This is a genomic window from Parabacteroides massiliensis, from assembly GCF_900155425.1.
Classification (GTDB): domain Bacteria; phylum Bacteroidota; class Bacteroidia; order Bacteroidales; family Tannerellaceae; genus Parabacteroides; species Parabacteroides massiliensis.
In genome coordinates, this window is sequence record NZ_LT700191.1 from 1,200,206 (window position 1) to 1,223,497 (window position 23,292).

The 23,292-nt window shown below is 45.4% G+C and carries 16 protein-coding genes; 7 read left to right on the forward strand and 9 right to left on the reverse strand.

Going from position 1 to position 23,292, the window contains the following annotated elements; translation table 11 throughout:
* The first annotated feature begins 70 nt into the window (after window positions 1-70).
* The 6 genes from BQ9893_RS16060 (at window position 71) to tyrS (ending at window position 4,228) form a co-directional block, all read left to right on the forward strand.
* The gene (locus BQ9893_RS16060; protein ID WP_075966875.1) at window positions 71-799 is read left to right on the forward strand and encodes a DUF4271 domain-containing protein; all 729 of its coding nucleotides are present in this window, start codon (window positions 71-73) and stop codon (window positions 797-799) included.
* Entirely contained in the window at window positions 796-1,563 is a 768-nt protein-coding gene (locus BQ9893_RS16065) for a uroporphyrinogen-III synthase (protein WP_075967406.1), read from the forward strand. The genes BQ9893_RS16060 and BQ9893_RS16065 overlap by 4 nt, the downstream gene beginning before the upstream one ends.
* On the forward strand, window positions 1,553-1,942 hold the full coding sequence (rnpA, locus tag BQ9893_RS16070) for a ribonuclease P protein component (RefSeq protein ID WP_075966876.1): 390 nt from the start codon (window positions 1,553-1,555) through the stop codon (window positions 1,940-1,942). Before BQ9893_RS16065 ends, rnpA begins: the two co-directional genes overlap by 11 nt.
* A complete protein-coding gene (yidD, locus tag BQ9893_RS16075; protein WP_036723952.1) occupies window positions 1,942-2,163 on the forward strand; it encodes a membrane protein insertion efficiency factor YidD in 222 nt (73 codons plus the stop codon). Before rnpA ends, yidD begins: the two co-directional genes overlap by 1 nt.
* Window positions 2,164-2,166: 3 nt before the next feature.
* Window positions 2,167-2,838 (forward strand): TatD family hydrolase, encoded by a 672-nt coding sequence (locus BQ9893_RS16080; protein WP_075966877.1) that lies wholly within the window; start codon window positions 2,167-2,169, stop codon window positions 2,836-2,838.
* A 97-nt stretch (window positions 2,839-2,935) separates the two neighbouring features.
* Window positions 2,936-4,228, forward strand: a complete 1,293-nt coding sequence (gene tyrS / locus BQ9893_RS16085; RefSeq protein WP_075966878.1) for a tyrosine--tRNA ligase — start codon at window positions 2,936-2,938, stop codon at window positions 4,226-4,228.
* Between the two features lie 257 nt (window positions 4,229-4,485).
* On the opposite strand, the gene BQ9893_RS16095 is transcribed toward tyrS, so the two are convergent.
* The 3 genes from BQ9893_RS16095 to BQ9893_RS16105 are packed head-to-tail and all read right to left on the reverse strand — an operon-like array spanning window position 4,486 to window position 9,166.
* Window positions 4,486-5,496, reverse strand: coding sequence for a S41 family peptidase (locus tag BQ9893_RS16095; RefSeq protein ID WP_075966879.1), 1,011 nt, complete (start codon window positions 5,494-5,496; stop codon window positions 4,486-4,488).
* Window positions 5,497-5,537: 41 nt separating this feature from the next.
* The gene (locus BQ9893_RS16100; RefSeq protein ID WP_075966880.1) at window positions 5,538-6,407 is read right to left on the reverse strand and encodes a DUF3316 domain-containing protein; all 870 of its coding nucleotides are present in this window, start codon (window positions 6,405-6,407) and stop codon (window positions 5,538-5,540) included.
* A 26-nt stretch (window positions 6,408-6,433) separates the two neighbouring features.
* Window positions 6,434-9,166 carry a DNA gyrase/topoisomerase IV subunit A gene (locus BQ9893_RS16105; RefSeq protein WP_075966881.1) on the reverse strand — a complete coding sequence of 911 codons (2,733 nt, stop codon included), beginning with the start codon at window positions 9,164-9,166 and terminating at the stop codon, window positions 6,434-6,436.
* 171 nt (window positions 9,167-9,337) lie between these two features.
* Between BQ9893_RS16105 and ilvA the strand changes: the two genes are divergently transcribed.
* Window positions 9,338-10,537, forward strand: coding sequence for a threonine ammonia-lyase (gene ilvA, locus BQ9893_RS16110; protein WP_075966882.1), 1,200 nt, complete (start codon window positions 9,338-9,340; stop codon window positions 10,535-10,537).
* Window positions 10,538-10,569: 32 nt separating this feature from the next.
* On the opposite strand, the gene BQ9893_RS16115 is transcribed toward ilvA, so the two are convergent.
* The 6 genes from BQ9893_RS16115 to BQ9893_RS16140 form a co-directional block, all read right to left on the reverse strand.
* Window positions 10,570-12,894, reverse strand: coding sequence for a TonB-dependent receptor (locus BQ9893_RS16115; protein WP_075966883.1), 2,325 nt, complete (start codon window positions 12,892-12,894; stop codon window positions 10,570-10,572).
* A 173-nt stretch (window positions 12,895-13,067) separates the two neighbouring features.
* Window positions 13,068-14,945, reverse strand: a complete 1,878-nt coding sequence (locus BQ9893_RS16120; RefSeq protein ID WP_244155160.1) for a helix-turn-helix transcriptional regulator — start codon at window positions 14,943-14,945, stop codon at window positions 13,068-13,070.
* A gap of 104 nt (window positions 14,946-15,049) precedes the next feature.
* Window positions 15,050-16,249 (reverse strand): glycoside hydrolase family 88 protein, encoded by a 1,200-nt coding sequence (locus tag BQ9893_RS16125; protein WP_374046543.1) that lies wholly within the window; start codon window positions 16,247-16,249, stop codon window positions 15,050-15,052.
* Between the two features lie 40 nt (window positions 16,250-16,289).
* Complete coding sequence (locus tag BQ9893_RS16130; RefSeq protein ID WP_075966885.1) at window positions 16,290-18,110, reverse strand: heparinase II/III domain-containing protein; 1,821 nt, start codon at window positions 18,108-18,110, stop codon at window positions 16,290-16,292.
* Window positions 18,111-18,260: 150 nt separating this feature from the next.
* Entirely contained in the window at window positions 18,261-20,000 is a 1,740-nt protein-coding gene (locus BQ9893_RS16135) for a RagB/SusD family nutrient uptake outer membrane protein (RefSeq protein ID WP_075966886.1), read from the reverse strand.
* A gap of 12 nt (window positions 20,001-20,012) precedes the next feature.
* Window positions 20,013-23,159: a SusC/RagA family TonB-linked outer membrane protein gene (locus BQ9893_RS16140; protein WP_075966887.1), complete on the reverse strand. Its 3,147-nt coding sequence runs from the start codon at window positions 23,157-23,159 to the stop codon at window positions 20,013-20,015.
* Window positions 23,160-23,292 lie beyond the last annotated feature (133 nt).

Below are 23,292 nucleotides of genomic sequence, written 5' to 3' on the forward strand. Positions count from 1 at the left end.
AAATAAATGTCAAATGTCAATTGCCAATTGTCAATTGTCTCTATCTTTGCACCTGTAATACGCAGGGAACATGAATATATTTGAAGGATATGTGGGCATTCGCTTATGGGACGGACAGCTGGTGGATGATGTCATCTTCTCCCTGCTGTTATTTCTGCTTGTTGTCTTTTCCTTTGTATTCCGGGCTAATTTCCAATTGTTCGTGAAAATGCTGAAAGATGCTTTTCTCGTAAAGGAGAGACAGAATCTTTTTGACGATGTGGTGGGGAAGAATGTTTTCTTCTTTCGCAATTTTATGATATTTCAAGCATTATTCCTTTCGAGTATTGCCCTGATTGCGATCGGCAGGATATACGGATTTGTGAACTATGTGGAATGGCAGGAAGTTTTGTCGGCAATCGGGACGGTTTTTTGTGTTTTATTCCTGTTTTATCAGTTTAAACAATGCAGTTATTACCTTCTGGGTAGTGTGTTTGCCGACCCCAATAAATACAAATTATGGAAGACGAACTATAATGCCATTATGGGAATTTGGGGAGTGTCTTTGTTTGTTCCGGTTTTGTGGTTGGTGTTTGTCGGGACGCACGTAACTATACCGATAACAATGTTTTGCCTTCTCTATATTTTGTGTCGTTTTGTAATAATTTATAAGACAATACGGATATTTCACAAGAAAAGTACTGGTTTATTGTATATAAGTTTGTACCTTTGCGCCCAAGAAATTTTACCTCTGGTATTTTTGTACGAAGGTATGGTTTATTTGTATAACTTTATCGAGACAAGTACTCTATGGCATTGAACATCAAAAAGTTGCTGGTATCACAACCGAAGCCTGCATCCGAGAAGTCCCCGTATTTCGACATTGCAGAGAAGTATGGAGTTGAGATTGACTTCCGTCCATTCATTAAAGTAGAACCTCTTACATCTAAGGAGTTCAGACAGCAGAAAATTTCTATATTGGATCATACAGCTGTTGTTTTTACGGCTCGTACGGCGATCGATCATTTCTTTCACCTGTGTGAAGAATTGCGTGTATCCATCCCCGAAACGATGAAGTATTTCTGTATGACTGAGGCCATTGCCGTATATTTGCAGAAATATATTGTGTATAGAAAGCGTAAGATCTTTTTTGGACAGACCGGAAAACTGGATGACTTGGTTGCTGTTATCGCCAAACATGCAAAAGAAAAATATCTTGTGCCAGTTTCCGATGTGCATAAAGATGATTTGTTGACTATGTTGGAAGCGAAGAAGATTTCTTTTACGAAAGCTGTTATGTACCGTACCGTAAGCAATGACTTCTCGAAAGACGAAAAGTTTGACTATGACATGCTGGTATTTTTCAGTCCTTCAGGAATTTCCTCTCTGCTAAAGAACTTCCCGGATTTCAAACAAGAAGATATAAAGATCGGATGTTTCGGCCCGACAACGGCCAAAGCGGTCAAAGAAGCCGGTTTGCGCCTGGATGTAGAAGCGCCTACTCCTGAAGCTCCGTCTATGACGGCTGCCCTGGAATTGTATCTGAAAAAAGAGATGGGTGGTAACAAAAAGAATGGTAAATAGAAGGTATACCCTTTCAAAAGAAGAGCGCCTGTCGTGGAAACGTTACATTGACCTGCTGTTTGCAAAAGGGCAATCGTTTGTGGCGTTTCCACTGCGGGTCGTTTATTTATCGGTGGAAAAGGAAGAAACATTGGCTCCGGTATCCATTCTGATAAGTGTTCCCAAAAAGAAATTCAGACGCGCCGTAAAACGAAATCTGATCAAACGTCAGGTCCGCGAAGCCTATCGGGTACGCAAATATGACCTGATCGATCCGCTAACGGGGAAAAACAAGTGTATGCTGGTCGCTTTCCTTTATCTGGACAAGGAAATCCATTCTTTCGCCGATATGGAGAAAGCCATGACAAAGGCATTGAACATACTTCGCGACAAAGCATGATAAAGCGTTTTTTCACATTCCTTCTGCTATTACCGGTCTATTTCTATAAATATTGCATTTCTCCCATGACGCCGGCATCGTGCAGGTACACGCCTACTTGTTCCGAATATGCCGTGCAGGCTCTCAAAAAACACGGTCCGGTAAAAGGATTGTATTTAGCTGTCAAACGTATTCTTCGCTGCCACCCCTGGGGAGGAAGCGGATATGACCCTGTTCCGTAAAGAATGGTTTATTACGACATACATACCCATCATTTGCCCGTTCATCCCGAAGATATCGCGATCGTCAACCGCCTTGTTCCCACGCTCGACGCAGGATCGCATTTGGAGCAGGCCATGTCGCGATTAAACGCGAGAACAGGGTTGTTCTGTTCTGTCGGTATTCATCCTTGGTATATATATAGTGTAGAAGAACAACTTGCCGAACTGGAACGGCAGACGTCATTCCCGAATGTGGTGGCAATTGGCGAAACAGGCCTGGATAAAGGAGCGGAAGCTCCGCTGGACCGTCAGCAGGAAATTTTCAAGGCGTCGGCATCTCTTGCCGAAAGCACCGGCCTCTTCTTAATTATTCACTGCGTAAAAGCTTGGGGCGAACTGATCGCCTCGAAAAAAGAACTAAAACCCCGTATGCCCTGGGTTATACACGGTTTTCGTGGTAATGCCATATTAGCCGGACAACTTATCCGGCAGGGCTTTTACCTCTCTTTTGGCGAGTATTTCAATCCCGGAGCCGTACGTGAAGCATGGCCTTGCCGTTTGTTTGCCGAAACAGACGACCGCGAAATCGATATCCGCACCGTCTACCGTAACCTTTCGGCCTCCCTGGATCTCTCACCGGAACAGGTTGCCGCTCAGATCGCCCGAAACGCCCACGACATCCTCCATCTCCCTTAAATCACTGTTATACCCTAATTTTCAATTCTCAATTCTCAATTTTCAATTATAAAGTCGTACCTTTGTCGACATTCAATTAATACTATAATCTAAAACGATGAATTTTGTTGAAGAATTAACATGGAGGGGCATGATCGCTGATATGATGCCCGGAACAGAAGAACAGTTGCAAAAAGAGATGACTTCTGCTTATGTAGGTATTGACCCGACGGCTGACTCATTACATATCGGTCACCTGGTATCGGTTATGATGCTGAAACATCTCCAACGTGCAGGACACCGTCCTATTGCTCTGGTCGGTGGAGCTACCGGTATGATCGGAGACCCTTCAATGAAGTCGGCAGAACGTAACCTGCTCGATGAAGCAACGCTTCGTCATAACCAGGATTGCATCAAGAAGCAGTTGTCCAAGTTCTTGGATTTCGATTCGGATGCGCCTAATGCAGCCAAGTTGGTAAACAATTACGACTGGATGAAGGATTATTCTTTCCTGAACTTTATCCGTGACATCGGTAAGCATATCACCGTTAACTATATGATGGCTAAAGAATCCGTTAAAAAGCGCCTGAGCCGCGAATCTTCTGTCGGTATGTCGTTTACGGAATTCTCTTACCAGTTGCTCCAGGGATACGATTATATGTATCTGTATGAACACGAAGGCTGCCGCCTGCAGATGGGAGGAACCGACCAGTGGGGTAACATCACGACCGGTACGGAACTGATCCGCCGCAAGTTGGGCGGTGAGGCTTTTGCCTTGACCTGCCCGTTGATTACGAAAGCCGACGGAGGCAAGTTCGGCAAGACCGAGTCCGGCAACGTCTGGTTGGACCGCCGTTATACCTCTCCTTACAAATTCTACCAGTTCTGGCTGAACGTGAGCGATGCCGATGCTGCCAAATATATCAAAATCTTTACTGACCTGCCTAAGGATGAAATCGATGCCCTGATCAAAGAACAGGAAGAAGCACCCCATCTTCGTCCGTTGCAGAAACGTTTGGCAAAGGAAGTGACGGTCATGGTACATTCCCAGGAAGATTACGATGCTGCCGTCGAGGCCTCCAATATCCTGTTCGGCAACTCAACATCAGAAGCATTGAAACATTTGGACGAACAGACATTGTTGGATGTGTTCAACGGTGTTCCTCAGTTCGAGGTTTCCCGCGAAGATCTGAATGCCGGTGTCAAAGCGATCGACCTGTTCACTGAAAAGGCTGCTATTTTCCCCTCGAAAGGTGAAATGCGTAAGCTGGTTCAGAGCGGTGGCATCAGCGTGAATAAGGAGAAACTGACGGACCAGGATATGGTAATCGACTCTTCTTCCCTGCTGGATGAAAAATACTTATTGGTCCAGAGAGGTAAGAAGAACTACTATTTACTGATCGTAAAATAAGAAATTCATGCAAAAATACTTGCAAGGTAAGATTTTATTCTTACCTTTGCATCGCTTTAGATAAAGCACCGGATTGTCTCATGGTGTAATGGTAGCACTACAGTTTTTGGTTCTGTCTGTCGAGGTTCGAATCCTCGTGAGACAACTCACAGAATAAAAAAGGTCGGAATGAAAATTCCGGCCTTTTTTCATATATACCCCATGAGTGTGATTCAACCTAATCCCGTTTCATCCGTCATCACCCCTTGTTTGCGTTTTTATATCTCTGTCGAATCGTTCTTCGCCAGCAGCAATTCGATTGCGGCATCTATGATCGTATCCCGCCCTTTCATGATATCCTCGCCTGTAATGGAGACCACAGTGTCAGGATCGATCCCGAACTCCGTATGCTGTTTGTTCACATCCAAGACCGGACAGGCTGAGAAACGGACACTCCATCCGTTCGGCAATTCCGAACTGAAAGGCAGGCCACTGCCGCCTCCCGTACGGTCGCCCATGATTGTAACTTGTGGAAGGAGGCGCATCGCGTTAACAAAATCGTTTGTGGCGCTATAGGAGTGTCGGTTGGTCAAGACAATGACCGGGCGCAGCCAACGGATACGATCCGACGGATCAAGATAGACCGGACTGGGCTCGGTGAAGTCATTATGACCGTTCCCTTTTTTATATTGCGTATAACCTGTCAGTGTTCTTTCTTCAAGGAAACGCGAGGCGATGCGGTCGGAAAAGAGCATGGAGCCGCCACCATTGTCACGCACGTCGAATATCAACCCTTTACATTCCTTGAAATGCGCAAACATATAATCCAGATTGTTTTCACCCACGCCACTCGAAAAACTGCCGTAATAAACATACCCGACCTTATCGTCCGCCAAACGCTTGTACTTCATTCCCCCGGCAATCTTGTAGTCCGTACCGAGATAATTGTCTTGTATTTCTTTATAGAAGTTGGCCGGATAATCTTCGTACCAGGCCCAATAACGGGACATATCGAAAGAAGAGATCAGGTTTGTATGCCCGTCTTTCACTTCGGCAAGCATCTTGCCCAGGATATCGAACAATTCATACTGGTTCATCGTGTCCTTGACAAGCCGGTCATACCGGTCATGCACATCGTCCCAATCCACATCCTTAAAGGCAAAGAAACAGTAGTTCTCATCCATGATGCGCCAAAGTGCCTCGAAGTTATCGTGGGGAGACGAATTGTATTCCGTTGCTTTCTCGCAACCGGAGAACAAGACACATAAGAGGAGAAGATAATACTTCATTAAATTAGGATTTAAAAATTAAGAATTTCCAGTTTTTGATTTTAGTAGTATGCACTCCTGTATCGATGTGCGTCCTTCTTCAAACGCTTGCCTCCGAAAGAGACAAACTCTTTCACAAGTCCGATCATAAACGAGTTGGAGAGAACATGCGTCTTGATGTTATTCACATCCGTCCGATACATGCTGTTCAGATAACCGACACGGACCGTAAAATCAGACACCGGTACATCAAGAGTGAAATAATTCTTCATCGCAAACTTATTATGAAACGAACTGAACCGTACAATCCCGTCCGCACTGCCTTGTGTCAGGAAATAATACGGTTCGCCTTTATGTACCGAGAAGAGCACGCCGGCAAACGGTATCTCCGCCTGATAACGAATCGTGAGCGGAAAGTTCTTGAGCTTGAAATTATAGATTGCCATAGCCGACAGGTTCAGGTCGAAATCCGCCTTGCCGGAAACCGGATTGTTGCTGTTACGCGTATTATAGATAAAACCACCTGAAAGACGTGCGGAAGCACCAGTCAAGATTTTCAATCCGGGCAGTACTTGCGAAAAATGATAATGATATCCCAAGCCGTAATCCACGAATCCGGCATATTCATTTGCCGTCTCCGCGCCGTTGCGGGTCGAACCGAACTCCACGTTAATCAGTTGCTGGCGGGATACTCTATAGTCTGCCAACCGTACAACCTTCATCCGTTCATTGAGAATCCGTGCTACCCAGCCCGTATAATTAATGTCCGTACTGGGCGAGAGATAGGTGTCCCGCAGATTATAACTGCCGACCCCAACCATTGTGCTCTCGTTGATCGAACGGGGCACTTCGTCCTCCTCGGACTGAGCCATCAGTGGCAAAGCCAGACAAAGGAAACTGAAAATTGAAAGTTGAAAGTTGAAAGCCGACATTTCTTTTTAGGTTTTTGATTTCTAATTCAAAAAAGTTTCATTTGTCCGGTAATTTCATCGATAATATCCGAATTGCTTTTATCAGCTTCCGGATCGGGAACCGCTTCCTCTTCATCGGCATCATTTCTCTCCTGCGGTTGTGTCTCCGAAGCAAAAAGGACCGGATCAAGCTCATTGATTGTTTCTATGTCAAAAGTCGAGATACGTTTTCCTTTTGCTTTGAATCCTTTTACTGCAATAAATTCTTCCGCATCCAACACCAATGGTTCGCGGAAGGCGTCGTGCCCGCCAAACACCACCTCGATCCGCGGATAGGCCTCGTCGGTAAGTAGCATCAGGTGGCTCTTCGGATTTTCACCGAGGAAGTTCTGCTTACGGCTTCCGGCCTCCAGTTGGAAACGTTTCAAGTAGTAATACTTTTGATCGGCATCGTAAAGGGCGGCCGTCCATACTTTATTCGCATCGAACTTTTCGATACTCAATATATTAGGTTCATAATGATTACTCAGATCGAAGTTGGTCGTATAGAAATAGCCGTTCTGGAGGATTACCAAGATCAGGTCGTCACTTTGGAATTCGCCTAACTCTTCTCCACGCCCGTCGTAATTCAAGCGCAACACATCACGGTCAAACCAAACCATACGGCCTCCCAGAGTCGAGCTTCCTTTCTGCTTCAGGCTGATCTTATGTATATCCGCCTTTGTCAGTATGTTTCCCATAGAGCCACGCCCTTTGATTGCGATCTCGCTGAAATCTTTTTCAAAAACAAGCAACTTCTGGCGAGGTTTCGGTTTCAGGATCACCTTCACCGTCTCGGCTTCTCCATTGGCATTGGCGCTGAAATAAAGGATGCGTGAACCTTCCGTTCCCTTGGTGATGTCATATTCCTTATCACGCGTTACACCTGTTACGGCAAAACGCTTGATATAATTATAGCCCGCCTTTCCATCCCGGTAGATCACGTTATAGATCGTGCGGTTGTCGTTACGTTTGAAGACATTTAGGTAAAGGATATCCTTTCCGACGAACATCTTTTCACTCACCTTCACGACTTTGTACGTACCGTTGCGGTAGAAAATAATAATATCGTCGATATCGGAACAGTTACAGACATATTCATCTTTTTTCAAACCTGTCCCGATGAATCCTTCAGCACGATTGATATACAGTTTCTCGTTCGCTTCGACCACCTTGGTCGCTTCGATCGTGTCGAAGTTGCGCACTTCGGTCATGCGCGGATAGTTCTTGCCATATTTTTCTTTCAACATCATGAACCAATCGACCGTATAATCGATGATATGCGCCAAATGGTCATCGATCTTGGCTATATCTTCTTTGTACTGGGCAATGATCGCATTACACTTGTCCGTATTGAACTTAAGGATGCGTCCCATCTTGATCTCCATCAGTTTCAGGATATCTTCGCGAGTCACTTCACGGATGAAGTGCGGTTTGAACGGGTCAAGACGTTTGTCAATATGGGCAATTGCCTCATCCATATCTTTCGCCTCTTCGAATTCCTTGTCTTTGTAGATGCGTTCTTCGATGAATATTTTTTCCAAGGAAGCAAAGAAGAGCGATTCTTCCAGCTCCCCTTTTTGTATTTCCAGTTCGGTGCGGAGCAGGTGCAGCGTGTCGTCTGTCGAATGCTTCAACACATCGCTTACCGTCAGGAAATGCGGCTTGTTGTCCATAATGACGCAGCAGTTCGGCGAAATGCTGATCTCGCAATCCGTGAAAGCATACAATGCATCGATCGTCTTGTCGGAAGAAACTCCGGGAGCCAGGTGCACGAGGATCTCCACGTTACGAGCCGTATTATCATCCACTTTCTTGATCTTGATCTTTCCCTTATCATTCGCTTTCAGGATCGATTCGATCAAAGTAGAGGTAGTCTTTCCATATGGGATCTCGCTGATGACAAGCGTCTTGTTATCCATTTTCGTAATCTTGGCACGTACCTTTACGGAACCGCCACGCTCACCGTCGTTATATTTGGTGACATCGATATATCCGCCGGTCTGGAAATCGGGATACAAGGTAAACGCCTCCCCTCGCAGATAAGCGACAGACGCATCCAGCAGTTCATTGAAGTTGTGCGGCAATATTTTGGAAGAAAGCCCCACGGCGATACCCTCCACTCCTTGTGCCAACAGCAGAGGAAACTTAACGGGAAGCGTCACCGGTTCCTTATTTCGTCCGTCGTAGGAAAGTTGCCAAAGAGTCGTTTTCGGATTAAATACCGTTTCCAGTGCAAACTTGGAAAGGCGTGCCTCGATATAACGTGGAGCTGCCGCACCGTCTCCGGTGAGGATATTGCCCCAGTTTCCCTGGCAATCGATCAGCAGGTCTTTTTGTCCGAGTTGTACCAGTGCATCACCGATAGAAGCGTCGCCATGCGGGTGGAATTGCATGGTATGTCCGACAATGTTCGCCACCTTGTTGTAGCGCCCGTCGTCCAACCGCTTCATAGAATGCAGGATTCGACGCTGTACAGGTTTCAGCCCGTCGTTGATATGCGGAACAGCACGCTCCAGAATTACATAGGAAGCATAATCGAGAAACCAATCCTGGTACATACCCGACAAATGGTAAGACACCCGACTTTCCGATTTCCCCGGTATCTTATATTCCGAATGTGTCTCCTGGCTTGCTTCTGTTTTGACAGTTCCATTCTGGTTTTCATCAGCAGCAGATTGTCCTTCCGTCTCTTTTATTTTTTCGTTTTCGTCCTGTTCAGTAATATCTTCTGGTCTCATATATCTCTATCCAATTCTTTTGCTTCATCCCGGGCTTTGGGGCAATTGCTCATAAGCCATAATAGGCTGTAAATATACGAAATATTGCTGAAATAATAAAAAGTAAACTTTATTAGCCCGGATTTTATAGCAGGTTTTATATCTTTGCCTCGTTGTTTTAACAAATAAAAAATGCTGACACTCGATAGAATTTACCAGGCATCGTTTGCCTTGAAAAATGTGATTCGCCGTACGGATCTGATTATGGCTCCTCATATCAACCCGGAAAGTAATATTTATCTCAAACCTGAGAATCTCCAAATAACAGGGTCGTTTAAAGTTCGTGGAGCTTGCTTCAAGATTTCCCAACTGACCGAAGAAGAAAAAGCGCGAGGCGTTGTCGCCTGTTCCGCCGGTAACCATGCACAAGGAGTGGCATTGGCAGCCACCACACACGGTATCAAATCTTTGATCTGCCTTCCGGATAATGCACCCATCTCAAAAATCGAATCTACCAAATGGTATGGAGCGGATGTCTGTCTGGTGGAAGGAGTTTATGATGATGCTTATCGGAAAGCTCTGAAGCTCAGGGATGAAAACGGATATACATTCGTTCATCCTTTCGATGACGAGGATGTTATTGCCGGACAAGGTACGATCGGCTTGGAACTACTTGAACAATTACCGGATGTGGAAGCCGTGATTGTTCCGATAGGTGGCGGCGGACTAATATCGGGTGTAGCTTTTGCCATCAAGAACCTGAACCCGAATATCAAAGTTTACGGCGTACAGGCAAGTGGCGCTCCGAGCATGTTGACTTCCATCGAACATGACAAGATCGAGCGGTTAGGTTTCGTACGCACGATTGCTGACGGTATTGCCGTCAAAGAGCCGGGCGAACACACGTTTGAATATTGCCGGGAATATGTGGATGAGATCGTTACGGTCAACGATGACGAGATTTCGACAGCAATCTTAGCTCTGATCGAGCGTCACAAGCTGATTGCCGAAGGAGCCGGTGCTGTAGCTGTTGCCGCGGCAATGTTCAACAAAGTGCCGATCAAGGGGAAAAAAGTGATCTGCCTGGTCTCGGGTGGCAATATAGATGTAACGATCCTCTCCCGGGTTATCGGCCGCGGTCTGCAAAAGTCCGGTCGTTCCTATACGATGACCATCGAACTGGTCGACAAACCCGGACAGTTGCAGCATGTTTCCGAAATCATCGCTTCGACAGGAGCGAATGTCGTATCCGTGCATCATGAACGGGTAAGCCACACGACCGACATCAACGGTTGTTACCTCCGTCTCGAAATGGAAACCCGCAACCAGCAACACATCGAAGAGATACAGCATGCACTGACTGCCTCAGGATATAAGATCATTCCAGGATAACAACCCAAGAGCCGATTGTAGCATAAAAGTGATTATTTGGAAGTATTCATCACACCTGTATCCGTATCCTGATTCCAGATTTTCTTTCCATCGCTCTGATATTTCCGTCCAAACTGGAAATTCCAGGCGAAGGTAAGAAAGAAGGCGCGGGAACTTTCGTTGACATATGTTTCTTTAAAAGAGGATACATATTTATTCCGGGTTTCATTGATCCGCTTGTAATTGTCGGTAAACGGATTGACCATTCCCAGCCCGACAGCGATTTGTTTATGTTTGTACATGACGGACAACATATGCAGGTTTTCCCCGCTTGACATGCTCTCGCCCCAGAAACGGTTCCGGCGGTTATATATCGAAAAAGAAGCTGTCAGATGTTTATACTGCGCCATCACCTCCGCCCGGTAATACCAGTTTGTATAGGTATGGCTGTAATCCTTTCCGTCGCTCCAAAAACGATTTACGCCACCGCTCAAGGAAAATTGCAGGATATTCCACAGCATACCGGCCCGTACATTCAGCTCGCTGTTGAAGAACCGGAACCCATTCTGGTTTTCATAAGTATGTACAAACATACCATCCTCGATAAATGTCGATTCCATAATGGCATCCGGATTCGTTTGATAGAGCGAAGAGAGGCCGACAGAGACCTTTTCCTTCCGATATTCCATATACAAATTCGTCTGAAAACAGTTATAAGGATTCAAAGCCGGATTTCCTCTCTGCATCTGCATAGAATCGATCATCTGTTCCACGGCACTCAATTCGGACAATGCCGGCGGATTATTTACCAAGTCACCATTTAAGCGTGCATAAAAATGGTCTGTAAAAGCATAGCGGAACGAGAAACGGGGACGGAACGTATAGGTCTGGTATCCTTCTTCTCCCTCTTGTTTCAACCAGGAACGGCTCACTCCGATCCCCACCGTATAGTTCAGCCTGTTCCATTTGCCCTGAAATTCGGAATACAAATAGGTGTCCGCCTGCTTCATATTCGCCTTATACTCCAGATTGCCTGCATAGGTGTTATCCGAAAAAGCCTGTGTATGTTTCAATCCGGCGCTTAAACGTCCTTTTTCAATCTCTTTTTCATAGATACCTTCCCCAATCACAGAATACTTGTTCCCTCTGACGCCTGAAAAGATATCAGTCAGCAAATCCTCATCCAGCCTTTCCTGATAAGAACGCTTGGAGTCCGTATAAATATAAGTGCCTACTAAGTTCAGCGCCAGAAATTGTTTGTTTCTCAACTGATGTTGGTAATATAAATCCAGATACGGACGATGTGTCGACTGATTTGAATAGTCCTGCATAACCGTCATATGGTCCGGATATTCCACATTGTATAAATTGCTTCTGTAATCCGTATGCGGTTGCATATATCCCCAGTATCCCAATTGGGCATTCAACAGGTATTTCTCCGGTTCCTGATAGTTATAGGTAAAAGAACCTCCGTGATTCAATTCTTGCAAGTGTCCCGGTTTCCCTTTTTCATAACGGTTCAAGGAAGTTCCGTCCTCAAAATGAAAAGTCTCTTCATTCGAACGCCAGCAATCATAAAAGTCACGCGGACTGGCATGATAATTAACACTGAATTCAGACTTCTTATGGTTCAAACGGGCAGAAATCGCATCGTTATGAAATACGATATGCGGAGAGTTCATCATATCCAGGCTGACCGAGCCACCCGTTTCATGCCGACGAGTGATATAGTTCAACACGGCTTCAGCATTTCCATATCGCAAGCCTGGATCTTCGATGTATTCGATACGGAGAATATCGACCGGTTGCAAAGCGTTGATATCTTCAGCCGAAACCTTTACACCATTCATGCAGAACTGTACGGTTCCACCTCCCGCCATACCGACCGATTTCGACAACGGATTGACTTGTATACGAGGCAGCATCAAAGCCTGCAGCAGATTGATCCCGTTTGTAGAAGCCTCCATTTGTTTTTGGCTGGGAAACACGATTTTTCGGTCTGCCTGGTTGACGATATTGGCTGCCGTTACGGTTACTTCCCGTAGCTTTTGTGTAGCTTCGCCCAACATAAGTTCGCCCAGATCGACAGACTTGAACAAACCGGCCAGATCCGTAATCAAATCCGTATATCCGACAGCCGAAATAATCAGGCGGTAGTCCCCTTGCTGTATATTTTCCAACTTGAAACTTCCTTTGGCATCAGTGGAAGTCCCTGTCACGAAAACAGAATCCGATGTTTGCAGAACGACATTTGCAAATTCGAACGGGACATTATCCATACTCCCGTCCAAGACTTTCCCTGTGATCCTTATCTTTTGAGCAAATGCAAATCCAACCGATAAAATAAGGCAAACGATTAAAAGACCTATTCTTTTCATACAACATAGAATTTGAGTGATTATCCAATGCAAATGTAGGGAGTTCACCTACTTAAGACTCAAATTCCACATGGACAATAAAAAGGGAGGATCTGTACAACCGATTATATATAACAAACTGTTTTTAAGCAGTATAAATAGTTTGTCCATTCATAGGTGGACATCTCAGCAGGCTAATATCCCCACAGGTAGACATCGACCGGTTGCTCCTTTCCGATCAATCCGGCTTTTGCTTGATTTATCCTTTCTTTTATCCTTTGTTTACGCTTCGTAACCGAGGGAGACGCGATCCCAAACAGGCGGGCGATAGCAGAAGTGGAAAGCTGCAATTTGATCAGGCAACAACACTGGATATCCTCATCCGTCAACCCCGGATAGTTTTGCCGTAAACGCTTTGTGTAATTATTGAAAAGTTGATCCAAGGTTTTGTATACGGATGGCCAGTCGATATCGGACAGGTGCCTGAACTCTCCTTTTTGCAAACGTTTCAGATATTCATTCTGCCCGATCAAAATGGCCGACAGCTGTTTGGCACAGGTAACAAAGATCATATTCTGCTCGGTTATCCGTTCATAGGTTTCCATCTCGATGCTTTTTTCCGGCACAGTCTGGACAAAGCGGTTCATCTCCTGTTGCAATCTTTGTTTCTCTCTCAACAGCAAATTGTTCTCCTGTCTTATTTGTTCGATCTCCTCTTGGCGGTCCCGCAACTGATCATTCAACCCCTCCTGTCCATCCAGTTGGGCAGAAAGAGCATGTATGACCTCCTCATTCCGCCTCATCTGTTGTTCATTCTCGCTTAAAGCAATCCTGTGCAACCGCATCTGCTCCTTTACCTGCTGCAAATAACGTTCTTTCTTCAAAAGTTTCCGTTGGTATAAATAGACCAGGACAGCGACGATAAATCCGGTCGCCAATAAAATATACAAAATCAGCCGACGCCCCTGCTCTTCTTTTATTTTCAACAACAGATTGCTGCGTTCCAGTCTATTTTGGCTCAGGATACGTTCTTTGTCGATCCCCATCTGGTTAGCCTCCCAATTCGCAACCATTTCACTGATCGTATACATGCTTATCAGATCGACCGGCTGTCCTACTTTTGCCTTATAGGCCGCATGCAATAACTCGGTTATGTAGAGAATGGATATCCTATACTTGTTCTGATAACTTTTGTCGACAACCGTTTTGCCATATCGGTCCAGCCGGTCCAGGCAAGACCGCACGGAATCCATTTTCCCTTGATTCATCCAAAGGCAAGCATATGCAAACTCTTTCACCGGATAGTCATTGTCGCTCGTAAGAGAAAAACGTGTGTAAAAATTATCCAACAAGGCCCGGACCTCCTCGTTTCGCCCGGTTGCGTTCAGGCAATCTATATAGTTCCGGACAATATAGAACTCCATACTATTATCGTATTTCCGAGCCAAACGAATTGCTTCTTCCATATATAACCGCATCGAATCCGTTTTGCCCAATTGAGCATAGCAACAACCTGCCGTATACAATTCGGTCATTTTTCTCTCAGCGCCTTCTTCCATGTAAGGAATCACCCTATTGCAGGCATCTACAGAAAGACGATGTTCATTCAACAAGAAATACACACGAGCCAATTTAGAACCTATATTGACAAACAGGGCTGTATCGCACGAGTTTTCAGCAAGCGACCAGCCCTTCTTTATGTATTCGATCTCTTCCTTTGATTTGTCTCCGGCCCAATTTTTTTGCATCCCGGCCAACACATATGCATAGGGCAAACGCGGAGAATTGATTTTCTCGAAGTAGCGCAAAGTATAATGAATAATCGAGTCATTCATCAAACTGCGTTTTTGCCGGTCATGCAACCGCGTAATCCACCAGCCATATTCCGCCTTTAAACTATCCGGTAAAAGAGCCGGATCAGTCCGTTCTTCCAACCAGACGGCCAAACTGTCCGGATTATCCGTCAAAAGAGCCTCGGCAACTTCCTTATCCGGAAAAGGTGTAACCCGTTTTTCACAAGAGACAAGTACCAGAGCGAACAATAACAAACATATATAAATGATATCCTTCATGCAATAAACAAAATCAATTTACAGCAAAGGTAAAAGATTCTCTCTAAAGCCTGACATTTATTACATTTGTTTGTTAGAATGTACGACCTCGTTACAGAACGATCTCAGGAACCCTTTTGTTCGATATCTCGTTTCCGCTTCAAAGCCTCCAGAAAGTAATAGTCGGCATAATTCAACGGAACGTCTATTTCTCCATTATGCGGAATGCTTCCGACGCAATGCATCAGCAAGAAATTTCCGTTCGTCCCCAATTCTGCCCGGTAAGCCGGAGAAGCCAAACTTTTCATGATCCGGTCGGCATATGCCTTATACATTTGCGGTTCTGGCACATCCATCGTACTGATCTCATATAAGGCGGAAGCAATACAAGCAGCAGCTGAAGCATCCCGATAATCGTCAGGAATGTTCGGAGCATCCATATCCCAATAGAACACAAGATCTTCGGGGGTATTCTTATGATTAAGCATAAAACGGACTGCTTTTAAAGCCAAGTCAAGATACTTCCGATTTCCGGTCTCCCGGTAACACAGCGTCAGACCGTAAATACCCCAAGCTTGTCCACGGCTCCACGCCGATTCGTGCGCATATCCCTGTGCTGTATGGCGATTGCGTACGGAACCGTCTTTCATGCTGTAATCTACCACATGATAACAGCTGCCATCCGGACGATATTGTTCCTTCATCGTACGGTCAACGTGCGAAACGGCAATCTTATAAAAAGTAGAGTCGCCGGACAACCGTGTAGCAGCAAACAGCAATTCTAGGTTCATCATATTATCGATAATTACCGGACACTCCCAACCCCGTTCAGAAATCCATCCTCTATCCACGTCCCACGACTGGATAATACCTGCCACCGGACGGAAGCGGGTAGACAATGAGCGGGCAGCTTCGACAATCACTTCTTTATATTCCGGATCACCCGTCAAACGCAAGCCATTTCCAAAGCTGCAATAGATCATAAAGCCAACGTCATGGTTCCACTTGATATTCTTAGCCTCTTTCACTGCTTCCGTGTATTTCCGCGCAAGAGGCAACAAATTCTTATCTCCTGTCAGCTCATACAAATACCAGACTGAACCAGGGAAGAAACCACTGCGCCAGTCCGCCAGGTTACAATAATAAACGGAACCGTCCGGATTCAGCGTAGTCGGGTTCATAAACTTGCCACTCGCCTCGATCAGTTCGATTTCTTTTCCTATCTGTTTATGGGCAAACTCAACGTTCTCTTCCACAAATCTGTCTCTTGCCCCTCTGCATGAGATCAGTGTAACACCGAGTATTACACCAATTAAATACCTCATATTTACCATTTTATAATTATTTTTTTAATAAAATACTCTTCTATTCTCCAGACAGGAGAACTTTAATCACCTGTACAGGTTCACCCGATACCGATGCCGACAAAATCGTATATCCCTCTATCGGCTTCTCTGCCTCCGAACCTCTTTTCGCCGTTTTTGTCGTAAAAGAAGCATTGGTTGGCAAAGTGATCTTCAAGGAAAAGGATTTACCGTCCTTCCTGAGAACAACTGTATTTCCTTTGTTTTCGACATCTGCCGAAGTTATCACGGACCATTGCACCGATTGGGACGGGCTCTGCAACCCTATACTGTCCGTAACCAGTATATGGGTATCGTCGAGCATACGGAATGTTCGGTAGACAAAACGGCTCTGTCCGGCATAAGCCGTGCTCATATCCATAGTGACAAAAGGTTGGGCAGCCTTGTCATCCTGCTGTTTGATCTTACCTGTCCCGGCCGAGTTCTGCAATTTATGGTCGATCGACAACGTGTTGTGGCTGAAGTTCGAATTCCTGAAATAACTCCAGCGCTGTCCGTCCGGCTTGTAATCCCAAAATCCGGGCAGGCTATAATTATCGGCTCCCAAATCGTCTGTCCACCTTATCCCATTCGTCTCGACAATAAAGGTCCCGATATCCAGCTGCTGGTGTGCCATATCTGGATCTCCAGTCTTGGCGATCAGATAGAGACTGTTGGAAACATTCCGATTTCCGTTGAACACGATAATATCATTGATACCTTCGTATACTTTCAGTTTCGGCAAAGCATCGGCAGGAGAAGAGGCCGTATCATACCAAGGAATGGACAAGAAATAGAACCTGAAATAATTCCCGCCCTGTACCGTCTTTGACAAGATATTCCGGTAAAAATCCGCTACTTCCGGTTGGTTGAAGGCCCGGCTGAAATAAAAGTAAATAGGTTCTGCCGCAGGGGCCGTACTACCCGAATTGGCAAAATTGAATATCTTGCCAGAAGGGCTTGTGCTATGCATATAATACAAAACGCTTTTATCCACTCCCTTCATTTTCGATAGCCCGAAATCTTCGCCAAGATTATCGTTCAGTGCTTTCAGTAAAAGAGACAGATACATGTTCGTATATCCCCAATAGGCAGGTCCTTCATAGCAAACACCATCCGGAGCAAAATGCTTCAGGCAGTTCGGGATATACCTGACTGCTTCACCGATTATGTGCTTGGCCAGTTCCGGATAATGCTCTTCAATGGCCAAAGCTCCCAAAACCATTCCGGTATTGCATACCACATTCCAGTTCGTTTCACGTTTCGCCCAGGAATCCGCATTTCCGGTTTTATATTCCTCTACGACAAAGTCCAATGCCTTTGTTTTAATCGAGTGGACAACCAACTGTCTGGTCACAGGAGCCAACACATCGTACAGCCAGTCGTAACCAATAGCTACAGCTGTCGTCATTTCTGCCACATCCAGGTAGTGAATAGGGTCCCAGTCCGAGAAATTGCAAACATGGACTAATTCTTTCTCCGCTTTCTCTGCAAAACGTCTTTCTCCGCTCAACCGATAGGCCAAGGCCAAGTTGACCATCCGGTAAACCTGTTCACGGCTGACAGATAGTATGTCTTTCGTGTTTTTTATTTTCCTTCGAGGATCTTCCTGAGGAGGAACCGCCAATAAACGTTCCGCCTCCTTCATCAAACTGGCACGTAAGCTATCCAATAAAGGTTCAGTTCCGAATAAATCACGAATTCGCTGTTCTTCTTGCTTGCTGAAAAGCAACCTGGGGTGCTGGCGCAATTCTTTTCCTGATTGCCGGACAAGGAGATTCCGTCCCGTCATCGTAAAGGAGAACAACAGGAAAAACAGACCTACCAAATTAATTAATCTCATAAACACATAAGTTAAAGGTATTTTTAATAACCCAAATAAAAGAGACACAGTGTTCACAAAACTCTCATCATATGCCAATCAGAGTCCTGCGCGACTCTGTGTCTCCATGCTGCTATATCAAACTTAACACAACCGCTTAATCAATCGAGATTACCAACCCGGATTCTGCGTCAACGCATCATTCCGTTCTCTTTCCACACCGGGTATAGGCCAAAGCATATCACGTTCGGTAAACAGATGGGTATAGATCGGCTCGCCATAGATATTGACAGCATCAACATTGTCAAGCGTTTTACTGGCAATCTCATATCCCCAACGGCGCAAGTCGCTGAAACGAAGTCCTTCCCCAGCAAACTCAACGGCACGTTCCTTACGTATCCGTTCAGCCATCTGTTCCTTATTGCTGACAACCATCCATTCTGGACCGGAGTTCAAACCCGGCATATCGACACGGGCACGAACTTTGTTGAATTCGGTCACGGCCTTGTCTAACTGCCCTGCTTCATTATAGGCCTCGGAAAGCATCAAGAGAACGTCGGCAAAGCGAATCAAGGGGAAAGCAAACGGAGTATGCAGACGGTTGCTGATCGCACCGCCCTGGTCTCCTTCGGTCACGAACTTCCGATAGAGATAAGAGACCCAACCTGCATTGTTCTGGAGCGTGCCGCCATTGGCATTTCCCGACAGATTGTGGTCCAAAGCGAAGATCAAATCCACATTGGTTGTTCGGCCAATATTCCCCATATAATGTGAATAAGGAACGATCACGGTGGCCATCAGGCGTGGATCGCGACAGGTATAAGCACTCAGTATCTTGGCTGTATCCGCCTCACGAAGCCCTACTATAGTTCCAGACCCATCCATCTCGACACTGAGGAGTTCCTTGCGCTGTTCGGGTGTCATAGCATTATAACCGGGGAAAATCTCATCCCAGTTGAAGGGGCGACCATCTTTGAACTCATACATATCCACCAATTGTGTGGAGGGGACTGTATTGTTCCAGCAGCTTCCGTAAGCGCCACGACATCCCATCAAGGCCTGTGTCTGCATACCATATTCGGTGCCGACACCACTTTTGTTCTGGATCGAAAAGACCGTTTCCGAGCTTTTAGCTCCGTTATAGAGTTTGAAAACACGGGCGTAATCATTATCGAGGGCATAGCCATAGTTATTGGATTTATTATAGACAATTTCCTCAAAATCGTTAATGGCAGCTTGCCATTCCCTGTCATAAAGGTGTACTTTTCCACGAAGAGCGTAAGCAGCACCTTTGGTTGCACGCCCATATTCGCTGGCAGCATGTTCGACTGGAAGATATTTGATCGCTTCGTCCAAATCTTCCAAAATATGGGCACGTACCTCTTCGAGATTGCTTCTCGGTTGCTTCAGGTTCATAAACTCCTCGTTGACATTTGTCGATTCGTCATAGTAGGGAACCCCACCGAAAAGGTCTGTCAAGGAAAAGTAAAACATCGCACGCAGGAATTTGGCTTCCGCCACGTACTCTTCGATCTGTTCGTCCGTAATGATACCATGCATGCCCTTTACCGAACGTATAAAAGTATTGACACGATGTATGCCGTCATAGAAGGTCTGCCAATGATTTTGTATCGTTCCGTCACGGTCTGTATAGGTCGACAGGAACATCATATAATAGTTATACCCGTAAGCGATATCTCCCAAATGGTCGAAGCAGAACTGGTAACCGTATGCCTCGTTCAGGCGCAGCATACCATAGATTCCCATCAAGCCTTGATGAGCATGATCGCTGGTTTTGTAGAATGTTCCTTCGTTGACTTTATCTCCCGGATAAGTCTCCAAATCATAGCAAGCGGTGAATGTCATGGCAGCAAAAAGCATTGTCGCCAAATAGATTATGATCTTTTTCATGTCTTCAACTAATTAAAATGTAAGGTTTAAACCAAATGTTGTTAATCGCATAGTCGGATATTTCGTGCCCGACACCTCAGGGTCCAATCCCTTATATCCCGTAAAAGTCAAAGCATTGTCGATGCTGACATATAAACGGAAGTTATCGATCAGGAGTTTTTGCGAGAGATGTTTCGGAACTGTATATCCCAACTGGACGTTTTTCACTCTCAGGTAAGATTTGTCCTGTACCCAGAAGTCGCTTGCCACTCGGTTCCGTCCGTCGGTATAGTTTAAGAGGCGCGGATAAGTGGCATCCGTACGGCCCGGATACCAACGTCCGTCTGCAATGGTCTTGTTGATCTGGTTACCCCGGCGTACTTGAGGCCAATAACTGGCGCCATCCAACCCATTCCAATAGGTTTTCAATCCGGTTGCACCTTGCAAGATACAACTGAAATCCCAGCCTTTCCAGTTGGCACCGAAATTGAATCCGAAATTGAATGTCGGGTTAGTTCCATTACCGACTTTGATCTTGTCATTGTCAGTGATACATCCATCCCCGTCAATATCTTTATATAAGAAATCGCCATATTCCGGCTTTTTATATTGTTTGAAAGCGTCCGGATTATTCGCTTCCATCGCTTCCACTATCGCCATGTCTTCTTCCGTTTGGACGATCCGGTCGACTGAAAGTACATACTGGATATTGATCGGTTCACCTTCCAAAATCATATTGGTCCCGTTCAGAGACATTTCATCGCCTTTAAACTTCGTCACTTTATTTTTAACGTATGAGAAATTTCCTCCAACAAAGTAGTTGACAGAACCGACTTTATCGTTCCAGTTCAAGCTTAATTCGACACCTCGATTACGGACTTCAGCCGCGTTGGATTTAGGAACGGTAGCATTACCATGTACCAATGGTGCCGGTAGTTCGATCAAGATACCTTTGGTCTTTTTGACAAAAGCATCGATAGTCCCGCTCAATTTAGAAAACAGAGCGAAGTCTACACCGAAGTTAGTGACATAGGATGTTTCCCAAGTTAATGCCGCATTCGAAAGAGCACGTTGCGCCATACCGATCTGCAAAGTGTTGTTCAAAACATAGTTAGATGACTGGTAATACAACTGATAGTCATAGTTACCAACGGCATTATTCCCCAACGAACCATACGAAGCACGGAGTTTCAATTGGTTAAGCCATGAGATATCTTTCATGAAAGCCTCTTGTTCCATACGCCAACCTAACGAGAAAGAAGGGAAGTAACCCCAACGGTATTTCTTGGCAAAACGGGAAGAGGCGTCGGCACGAAGATTGGCTTCCAACAAATATTTTTCATCCCAGTTTAAATTGACACGCCCGAAGAATGAACGCATGGCCCAATTGGAGTAAGTTCCTGTAGCCGTTGCATTGGCAGTAGCAGCATTCAATTCTGTCAATTCCGAAGAGGTCAACTTCTCTTTAGAAGCTTCAAACCAGTTGTTACGATAGGCCTCCTGGCTGGCTCCGACTGTCGCTTGGATATTCAACCGGTCAACATTGGCCTCATACTTAACCAATCCGTCCATATTGTTACGAACGGTCTTATTATTGCGGTTGATAACTTTCGACACTCCGGTTCCGGCAATTTGCAACGTATTGTCATACAGATTCCACAAATCATGAAAAACCGGCTGCTGATACAGGAACTGATCAGAAAAAGAGTACGTATAAGATCCTTCGATCGTCAAGCCTTTTAACGGCCTCAGTTGGGCATAAAAACGAGAAACAATATTGTTGGTCGTACGGTTCCCTTTGACATCGTTCAACATCTTCAGGACATTGTTGGAACTACTCTGCGGATCGTCTTCCGGATTGTTTACACCTCCATATCGGCCATCCGGTGCCTGATAGCAAATTCCCGGCGTAGTAGCTTGCATATAGGTGTAGAAATTGTTATTCGATTCGGTTTTCAACAATCCTAATTCCTCTTTTCCACGCGTTCCGTAAGCATTGACACCTATAGTAAACCAATCTTTAACTTCCGCGTCTAAATTGACACGGGCACTATAACGTTCGTACCCGGAATTTTCCATAACACCGGGGTTATCCATGTAATTACCGGAAATATAATAATGAATCTTGTCAGATCCTCCATTGATATTGATCGTATGGTTTTGCATCCACCCAGTCTGGAATAGAGCATCCTGCCAGTCTGAGTTCGGATATCTGACAGGATCGCTGTCTCCTGCCGCCCGCCACTCGTCGATCTTTTCTTGACTGAAGATAGTGGGAAGGTTGCTATTGAGCTGCCCTTCGTTATACAATTCCATATAATCGGCATAATTGGAGACCAAGTCGATTCGGTGAGCCACTTTCTGCATTGTGACATAACCGTTATATGATATTTTTGCCTCGCCTGATTTTCCCTTGCGGGTAGTGATCAGAATAACACCGTTTGCTGCACGAGAGCCATAGATAGCAGACGATGCAGCATCTTTCAATACCGAAATGCTTTCTACGTCTTGCGGGTTGATATTGTTCATGCTGGCTTCCACTCCATCAATGATTACCAAAGGGTTGGAATCATTTAACGTACCCTGTCCACGTACACGGATCGTAGCCCCGTCGTTACCGGGACGTCCGCCATTACCGGCTGTTACGGAAACACCGGGAGCCATACCGGCAAGTCCGGCTGAGAGCGATGTGATCGGACGGCTGTCGACCATCTTGCTCATATCGACAGAAGCGACCGCACCGGTCATATTCACCTTCTTCTGTGTACCATATCCCACAACCACCACTTCATCCAAAGCCTGCGAATCTTCTTTCAGCAGAACAGTTAAAGAATTCTTTCCGTCTACCGGAATTGTCTGGTCTATATAACCGATATAAGAAACAACCAGTACTGCATTCGGAGATACCTGCAAAGAAAAATGTCCTTCCATATCTGTAACTGTCCCGTTCGTGGTCCCTTTTTCCACAACGTTGGCACCGACTACCGGACCAAGCACATCTTTTACTGTTCCCGTAATCACCACTTTCTTTTGTTGTGATAATGCTACAGCATGTTTTTCCGCCACTTCCTCCCCGACACCGACCGGATTGGCTTGGGTAACTCCCGTCGACAAGAATAGTGTGGCTATTCCTGCAAACATCGTTTTCCTATAGAAAGGAATGTTTAAATCATTCATCATTAATAGGTAGATTTAGATTAATAAATTTTGATAAACTCTGGTGGCAAATGTAGGCGGGTGTAAAAAAACGGACCTATACAAAGCGTCCGTTTCTTATATACACACAGTCCAAATAGAAGATTTAACTATTTGA